We start from the raw sequence: 434 nt of genomic DNA, 5'->3' as shown, positions 1-434 counted from the left end.
GATGAGGGGGCCTCACGGCACACCGTCAACAACAATTACGCTCCGGATCCCACCACCCACCACCATCACCCTCCAACCGAAGCAAAGAACCCTTCCGGGCTTTCCACCTCTACCAGCCGCTTCTTCTCGATCAGCCAGAACCGGTTTCCCACCGCCCGCACGAAACTGCGGTCATGCGATACCAGCAGGCAGCTCGCCTCGTGCGCCATCAACTCGCTCTCCAGCGCCTCCTGGCCCTCGATGTCGAGGTGGTTGGTCGGCTCGTCGAGCAGGTAGAAGTTCGGCTCCGCAAGCCTCAGTACCAGCATGCCGAGCCGCGCTTTCTGGCCGCCGGACAGTTGGCCGATCGGTTTTGCCTGCATGTCGATTGTCATGCCGGCGCCTGCCAGCAAGGCCCGCGCCCGCTGGTCACCGACATCGAAGCGGCGGATGAT

The 434-nt window shown here is 63.4% G+C and carries 1 protein-coding gene; it reads right to left on the bottom strand.

The window, feature by feature from the left end:
- Positions 1-65 precede the first annotated feature (65 nt).
- On the bottom strand, positions 66-434 hold a 369-nt coding region (locus HFC70_RS26420; RefSeq protein ID WP_168476301.1), incomplete at its 5' end, for an ATP-binding cassette domain-containing protein.

The sequence above is a fragment of the Agrobacterium sp. a22-2 genome (assembly GCF_012276985.1).
Lineage (GTDB): Bacteria > Pseudomonadota > Alphaproteobacteria > Rhizobiales > Rhizobiaceae > Allorhizobium.
Note: the sequence above shows the minus strand (reverse complement) of the source record. Positions and strands in the feature narration are given on the sequence as shown.